Source organism: Pseudochrobactrum lubricantis, from assembly GCF_041929865.1.
Lineage (GTDB): Bacteria > Pseudomonadota > Alphaproteobacteria > Rhizobiales > Rhizobiaceae > Pseudochrobactrum > Pseudochrobactrum saccharolyticum.
In genome coordinates this window covers 23,882-31,416 of sequence record NZ_JBHEEE010000015.1, presented here as the reverse complement: position 1 = coordinate 31,416, position 7,535 = coordinate 23,882, and the positions used below count along the sequence as shown (strand labels likewise).

General features: G+C 50.1%; 5 protein-coding genes. 3 read left to right on the top strand and 2 right to left on the bottom strand.

Annotated features, from left to right (window positions below):
* Nucleotides 1-261 precede the first annotated feature (261 nt).
* Nucleotides 262-759 carry a peptide deformylase gene (locus JNC80_RS18680; RefSeq protein WP_376711245.1) on the top strand — a complete coding sequence of 166 codons (498 nt, stop codon included), beginning with the start codon at nt 262-264 and terminating at the stop codon, nt 757-759.
* Between the two features lie 57 nt (nt 760-816).
* Here JNC80_RS18680 and JNC80_RS18675 read toward each other — a convergent pair whose 3' ends face one another.
* Complete coding sequence (locus JNC80_RS18675) at nt 817-2,439, bottom strand: ABC-F family ATP-binding cassette domain-containing protein (protein WP_116089459.1); 1,623 nt, start codon at nt 2,437-2,439, stop codon at nt 817-819.
* A gap of 194 nt (nt 2,440-2,633) precedes the next feature.
* On the opposite strand from JNC80_RS18675, the gene JNC80_RS18670 reads away from it, so the two are divergent.
* Complete coding sequence (locus JNC80_RS18670; protein ID WP_376711244.1) at nt 2,634-3,326, top strand: MarR family winged helix-turn-helix transcriptional regulator; 693 nt, start codon at nt 2,634-2,636, stop codon at nt 3,324-3,326.
* Nucleotides 3,327-3,410: 84 nt separating this feature from the next.
* Entirely contained in the window at nt 3,411-3,956 is a 546-nt protein-coding gene (locus JNC80_RS18665; protein ID WP_376711243.1) for a carboxymuconolactone decarboxylase family protein, read from the top strand.
* An 86-nt stretch (nt 3,957-4,042) separates the two neighbouring features.
* On the opposite strand, the gene JNC80_RS18660 is transcribed toward JNC80_RS18665, so the two are convergent.
* Entirely contained in the window at nt 4,043-7,399 is a 3,357-nt protein-coding gene (locus JNC80_RS18660) for an autotransporter outer membrane beta-barrel domain-containing protein (protein ID WP_376711242.1), read from the bottom strand.
* Between the last annotated feature and the right edge of the window lie 136 nt (nt 7,400-7,535).

Genomic DNA, 7,535 nt, shown 5'->3' with positions numbered 1-7,535 from the left:
ACACCACTCCAGCACCCAAAACCTCCCCAAACCATCCCAAAAACCCAGCCAAATATATCAAATCAAAGCACCAAACCCTTGTTTCGACTCGTAAATTCAGAATCAAATACCGATTTCAGACCAAAACGAGCGGAATCAGACGGGAATAACCAGGCAGGTTTTTACGAGTCGCAGCAGAACTGTCCAAAAAATCGCTTTTACAGTAATGAGAGCTTGAGACTTTATATACATAGCTCAGACTCAGCGAGACAAAGCCCCGTTATGACTATTCGCCCTATTATTATCTATCCGGATTCGCGTCTGCGCGAGATTGCAGAACCTGTCACGCAGTTTGATGCGTCTTTGCGTGAACTCACCGATGATCTTCTGGACACTATGCGCGCAGCACCGGGGATCGGAATCACTGCATCACATATCGGCGTGGCGAAACGCGTTACGGTATTGGAGCTTTCTCCTGATGCAGGTGTCAAAATCTACATCAATCCCGAAATTATCTGGACTTCTGAAAATATGATCCGTCATCAAGAGGGCAGTGTCTCTATGCCTGGTGTTGTTGATGAGGTTGAGCGCCACGCTGCCGTCCATATCCGCTATCAGGATCTGGACGGTAAAGAACATATAGAAGAGTCGGAAGGCTTACTTGCCGTATGCCATCAACACGAGATTGATCAGATGAACGGTATTTTCTGGATTCAACGACTCTCGAGGCTGAAACGGGATCGTCTGATTAAGCGCTTTGAAAAATTGCAGCGCCGCTAAACATATACCCTATTATAAAGGAGCCTCCCGAAATCACTTTCGGGAGGCTTCTTCATTTTAACTATGCAGACCCGGTGCTTCCTGTCCCGTGCTTTCCACATATTCCGTATAGCCGCCACCATATTGATGAATACCATCCGGCGTCAGTTCCAGCACGCGATTTGAAAGCGCTGATAGGAAATGTCTGTCATGCGAAACAAACAGCATTGTGCCTTCATAGGCAGCCAGTGCTTTAATCAGCATTTCTTTGGTATCAAGATCAAGGTGGTTGGTTGGTTCGTCCAGAACAAGGAAGTTCGGCGGATCAAACAACATAGCCGCCATGACCAAACGCGCTTTTTCACCACCGGACAACACACGGCATTTCTTTTCGATATCGTCACCGGAAAAACCGAAGCAACCGGCAAGTGCGCGCAGAGGTGCCTGCCCTGCTTTTGGAAAACGCTGCTCCAGCCATTCCAGAATCGTGCTGTCACCTTCCAGAATATCCATGGCATGCTGAGCGAAATAACCGAGCTTCACGCTGGCACCAAGTGAAACATTGCCCTGATCGGCATCTGTCGTACCGGTCACCAGTTTGAGTAAAGTCGATTTACCCGCACCATTTACACCCATAATACACCAGCGCTCACGACGACGGATCATAAAATCCAGCCCGTCATAGATTGTGCGGCTGCCATAGGCTTTATGGACACCTTTAAGGTTGACGACATCTTCACCGGAGCGCGGCGGCGTTGCAAATTCAAAAGCCACAGTCTGACGACGGCGCGGCGGTTCTACGCGATCAATTTTTTCCAGTTTCTTCACGCGACTCTGCACCTGTGAGGCATGGGATGCACGGGCTTTGAAACGTTCAATAAATTTGATTTCTTTGGCAAGCATTGCCTGCTGGCGCTCGAACTGTGCCTGCTGATGTTTTTCATTCAGAGCACGCTGGCCTTCGTAGAAAACATAGTCACCGGAATAGGTCGTGAGATTACCGCCGTCGATTTCAATAATCTTGGAGACAATGCGGTTCATGAATTCGCGGTCATGCGACGTCATCAGCAAAGCGCCGTCATAGGTTTTGAGAAAATTCTCAAGCCAGATCAGGCTTTCAAGATCAAGATGGTTGGAAGGTTCATCGAGCAGCATCACATCAGGGCGCATCAGCAGAATACGCGCCAAGGCCACGCGCATTTTCCAGCCGCCGGACAGATTGCCGACATCGCCGTCCATCATTTCCTGAGAGAAGCTCAAACCTGCAAGCACTTCACGCGCACGACCATCAAGACCGTAACCGTCTAGCTCCTCATAACGCGCCTGCACTTCACCATAGCGCTCAATGATCGCATCCATCTCGTCCATACGATCCGGATCACACATTGCAGCTTCGAGTTCACGCAATTCTGCAGCTACGATACTGACAGGGCCAGCACCATCCATCACTTCCGCAACGGCCGTACGCCCGCCCATTTCCCCGACATTCTGATCAAAATAGCCGATCGTCACGCCTTTCTCGACCGTAACCTGTCCCTCATCCGGCTGTTCTTCACCGGTGATCATACGGAAAAGCGTTGTTTTACCGGCACCATTCGGCCCGACAAGGCCGATTTTCTCGCCACGGTTCAAAGCGGCAGATGCTTCGATAAACAGAATGCGATGGCTGTTGGACTTACTGATATTGTCAATGCGGATCATGAAACAGGAGGCCTTGTGATTGTGCGCCCTCCTATGCCACGCCTTAGACGCGCTGTCACGTCTTACAAGTTCTGCAATTTAATACACTGTCTCTCTGACAGTATTGAGAACTTCATGCCGGAACTGGCCTGTTCGTCATCCGCAGTCGGTATTGAATGCTTGACATTTAATTAGGACTCCTACTTAATATTTATATGAGTCAGATATCAACAACACTCCGGCACCTACGGACAGGCTTTGATCGCCTTGCTATCATTCTGCGAGCTGAACTATGGGCAGCGGCAGCAGCCGAAGGGCTGAACCCGGCTCAGGCACAGGTTCTTGCTTTACTTGTGACGCGACCTGACGGTATGCGCTCAAAAAATATTGCCGCGCAACTTGCCGTTTCCGGTGCCAGTATCACGGAGACGGTAAACGCCCTTGTCCGGAAAAAACTACTGATCCGCACCGCGGATCCGTCTGATGCGCGGGCAAGCATCATATGCGCGACCCCTGAAGGTCATGCCGTCAATGCTGCGATAGAAGAGAGCTCATCGCGCTTTTCCGAGGCGCTGGCGAGCTTACCTGCTTCGGTACAAAGCGAATTACTCGCCACACAAATCAGACTCATCCGTGAATTACAGCAAGCCGGCGCTATTCCGCTGCAGCGCATGTGTGTTTCCTGCCGTCATTTCCGTCCGAATATTCATCCCGGATCAGCACACCCGCATCATTGCACATTTATCGGCGCAGATATTGCCGGTACGGATCTCCGACTGGATTGCGGGGAACACGAAGCCGCAAACCAGACTGCTCAGGATGTAAACTGGGCGGCGTTCACCCAAAACCCTGAAAGTAATATCTCCGGCACACAAAAACTGCCGGACACCGTTGTTCACGGCTCATAAGCCGGAACTGAAAACGGCCCGGTGACTGCCATCACCGGACCGTTCATTGACCCAACTCCAAGCTACAGAGAAGGATTATCTATTATGGCACATATTCATCTCATTGATCCAGCGTCTGCCACCGGTTCTGTCAAACCGGTGCTCGATCAGATTAACGGTGCTTTCGGCACTGTCCCGAACATGTTCAAGGCTGTTGCCAATTCACCAGCTGCACTGCAAAGCATGTGGGGATCGTTCGGCGCTCTTAGTACCGGCAAACTCGGTGCACGTCTGGGCGAGGAAATCGCTGTTGCGGTCGCCAATGCCAATAATTGTGCATATTGCCTTGCCGCCCATACAGCGCTCGGACGCAAGGCCGGCGCATCAGCTGCCGATATGGCGGCTGCCCAGACCGGACAATCCTCAGACCCGCGGACACAAGCTGCTCTGAGCTTTGCCCTCAAAATCACCCGCGACCGTGCGGCCGTGACAGCAAATGATATTGCGGTGCTGAAAGCCGCAGGTTTTGACGATGAGGCTATTGTGGAGATTATTGCCCATGTCGCTCTCAATCTCTTCACCAATTATATCAATGTCGCGCTGGATGTACCGGTAGATTTTCCTGCTGTCGCATTAAAACCGGCCGCCTGATCTTCCGGCGAAACAAACACAAAGAATAAAACTGCCGGCCTCCGTGACGGAAGCCGGCAGTTTCCTTTTACAAAATATCTGATGGATCAGAATTTGATTCCAAGTTTGGCATTCACAGAATTACTTTGAAAGCCTGATCCGAACTGACCGCGATAGCTGATACCGAAAGTTGCCTGTTCACTGGCCTTAATATCAAAACCTGCCTGAACCAGCGCGGTATCCTCTGCCACAGGAATACCGGAAATATCAAAAGCAGAACTCGTTGCAAAAGATGCGCGACTGACCGGATCGATATCAGCAAATGCATGCTGCCAGCCCAGCGTACCATTCAGCTCGGCTTTGATATTACCAAACATCATCTCTGTTGCTCCGCGAATACCAAGCGTTGTGAACACGGTGCTCATTCTGTCACCGTCAACGGTCAGAGCAGCCTGTCCGCCGGTTTCAGTAAAACTATCCGTCTTCACAGCAACATAGGCAAGATTGGCGAAAGGCTCGAAGACCGCATTACCGGTTTGCAGCTTATGGCTGAGTTCACCGAAAGCCTGAACCGTGCCTGCATTATAATCAGCTGCGAGTTTATCCGAGAAATCAGCAAAACGGACTGAACGGCTGATATCTACCGAGTGCCAGCTATAGGCAAGACCAGCACTCAGAGCAGTATTGCCCCATTGCGAACCGCCGTAGATGCCGAGATGATAATTATCGCTCTCACCGGATGAGGCACGGTCATCAACATCAAAACTGGTGCGGCTGTAACCGGCCAATGCGCCGAGACGTGCATTCTCTGCAATTTCTGCATCATAACCGGCAAAGACACCACCCGTTGTCTGGCTGAGTTTTGCAGCATTGTTGTTTGCAGAATTCTCAGCCCATGTGCCGAAGCTCTGCACCCATAAAGCAGCAGGCGCATCTTTGGCTGAGACAACCTGTGCACCCTTCTGTGCATGTCTATCCCCGAAAGCGGAACGAAGACGATCATGAGTTGCATTGCGCAAATCGCTGCTCGTATTTATCAGAGCCGTTTTAGCGGATGCATGTACCTCACCTGTCAGCAGATCAAAAGCAGCCAAAGCCTGTTCTTTGCTTTCCAGCCCGAGCACCGCATCATAAACAGCATTGCCGCTTGCCAGAGATTCAACAGAGGCTGCGACAGAACGCTGATTAGCCGTTTCGCCGATATCGTCAAACGCAACCTGATTGCGCAGCACATCCAGATAAACCGCCTTCGGATCGTAAATCAGGCCGAGATTAATGAATGGCATATTCTGGCTAAGGTCAGCGAAAGTACCGTTCACACCGCCATCCGCTGTGAGAATTGTATAACGACTGCCCGGTATATAAGAGCCTCCCGCTTTATCGACATAAACGCGGGCACCGTCGATTGTTGCTGTACCGGAAGCCTGAACGAGATCAGATGTACCATCCGGATTGATTTCCGCGTGATAAAGAGAGCCTGCCTCCATCACCAGATCGCCGGAAGTTTTCAGCGTGCCGATTGAGTTACCCGGTGCCAGAACAGCATCCGCAGCAATATGAATACCGCCGAGCGTTCCTGAACCCGCAAGAAATGCACCATTGCTGACTTTAATCATACCGCTCACTGAAGCATCCGTATGATCTGCATCACCGACAATCAGTCCGCCGCGCTCTACTGATGTGCCGCCGCTGTAGCTATTGGCAGCATTCAGTGTCAGCACGCCCTCGCCGCGTTTGATGAGAGCACCGCTGCCGCTGATCTCCTGATTAACTTTCAGATTATTGGCGGCCTCAGTCACATCAATCCAGCCATTGCCGTCCAGCACGATTTTGCGCTCAAGACTGTTCATTGCCAGACCAGCCACGCGCAGACCACCACCATTTAAGCGTAAATTTGCTGATGCACTGCCCAGCACCGCATCTTCAAAAACAATCACCGTTCCGCCATCGGAAACCGAGGTTTCGCCAATGAAATTGTGATTATCAATACAGTAATCTCTCACAGCCTGCGCAAAGCGTGCATCCGTTGTCTGGCAATTGAGCAGTGTTTGTTTTTCTTCCTGCGTCAGATCCTTCAGGATCGGTTTGCCGTTTTCATCCGCGACCTGACCAAGATAAACATCATTACGATTATTATTACGGGTCAGGAAAAACTCTTTACCTTTGGCTTCAAAACCGGATGCACCGGCGCCCCAGATCAGACGGCTTTTCTCAACATCGCCGTCTTTATAAGTCTCAAGCTTTGGCCCTACCCAGCGCAGCTCGTGTGCGACCGGATCGTGATCCGACAGCGAATTACCATTTGGCAGCAATGATGGTTTGGAAAGTGTGCCGGACCATTGACCATTATCAACAATCTCAACCCATTTGGCGAAAGGTCGGGAAACCAGAATATGATCAATATTCACACGATCCCAGCTCGGCCATGTATTGGTAGATTCTTCACCGTCACTGGTCCAGGTCGCACGTTCATCACCAACTTCACTTGGTTTGAACTGCTCGCGGTTCCGCTCAAGCTGAATCAGCTGATATTGTTGTTTCAGAATATTCATCGTCACCGGAAGATTATTGTCTACCGGATAGGCCTCTCCGGCAAAGCCTATATCTTTTTGAGCCTGATAGGCTTTGTCCAGTGCATTGCCCCACTGCTCCCATGACAAATTGTCAATATTGGCATTTGGGTGTTCGGCTTGAATGATTGCACGCCATTTTGTTGCATCCGCCCGCTCAAGATATTCATAAGCCAGCGTTTTATAAAATGCGTTACCAGCGGCTTTTTTTATCAGACGCAGTTGCGCATCCACACTCAGCAGACCACGCTCGGAAATATCACCGGCATTCAGATCGCCGAGCAATATTGTCGGCGTCAGGGTAGATTGTGCCAGTTTGTTAGCATCTTTTGCCTGAGCGATACGACCAGATGATGTGTCTGCATAATTGAAATGGCGACCGGCGATAACCGTATCAGGGAAACCATTACCCGGCTTCACGACAACCGTATTCGCCGCCAGATATTCCGTTTCACCGCTTGTAAAGACCATGCCTTCGCCTTCACGGGAACCATGATCTTTGATTTTTTCAAATGCACCCAGCTTGTCTGCTTTTTCATTCAGCAGATCCAGAGTATTTTTCACATGGGCTTTAACAACCGTCGTATCGCCAAACGGCCTGCCGCTATTGTTGTAAAGTTCCGGCATAACCAGCACATCAGGGGCAACGCCACGCAGTAAATCCTGCATGGCCTTGTTATAAATCAGCTGGCCATTCTTTTTTGCTTCAGCATCCCACATTTTGGAATCAAGGCCGTTATTCCAGATGTTAAAACCCATCACGGTCAGAGAAAAATTCTGTGTTTTTGCTGGTTCTGCCTGTGCATTTGTATTCAGCGCGGCCAGCAATATTGCACTCGCCACCCCTGCCGTTAATTTACGCTTATGCCTTGCGCCTGACCGCTGCTGTTTCATCATATCATCCTGATAATAAGATTTGAGACATAAAATGTCACTTTTCTTACATTAGACGAGTCATATGTCAGTTTTTATACAATCCGGATGATTGTCAAAAATCATTTTCTTGACGCATAATTTTTTTTGTCCGACA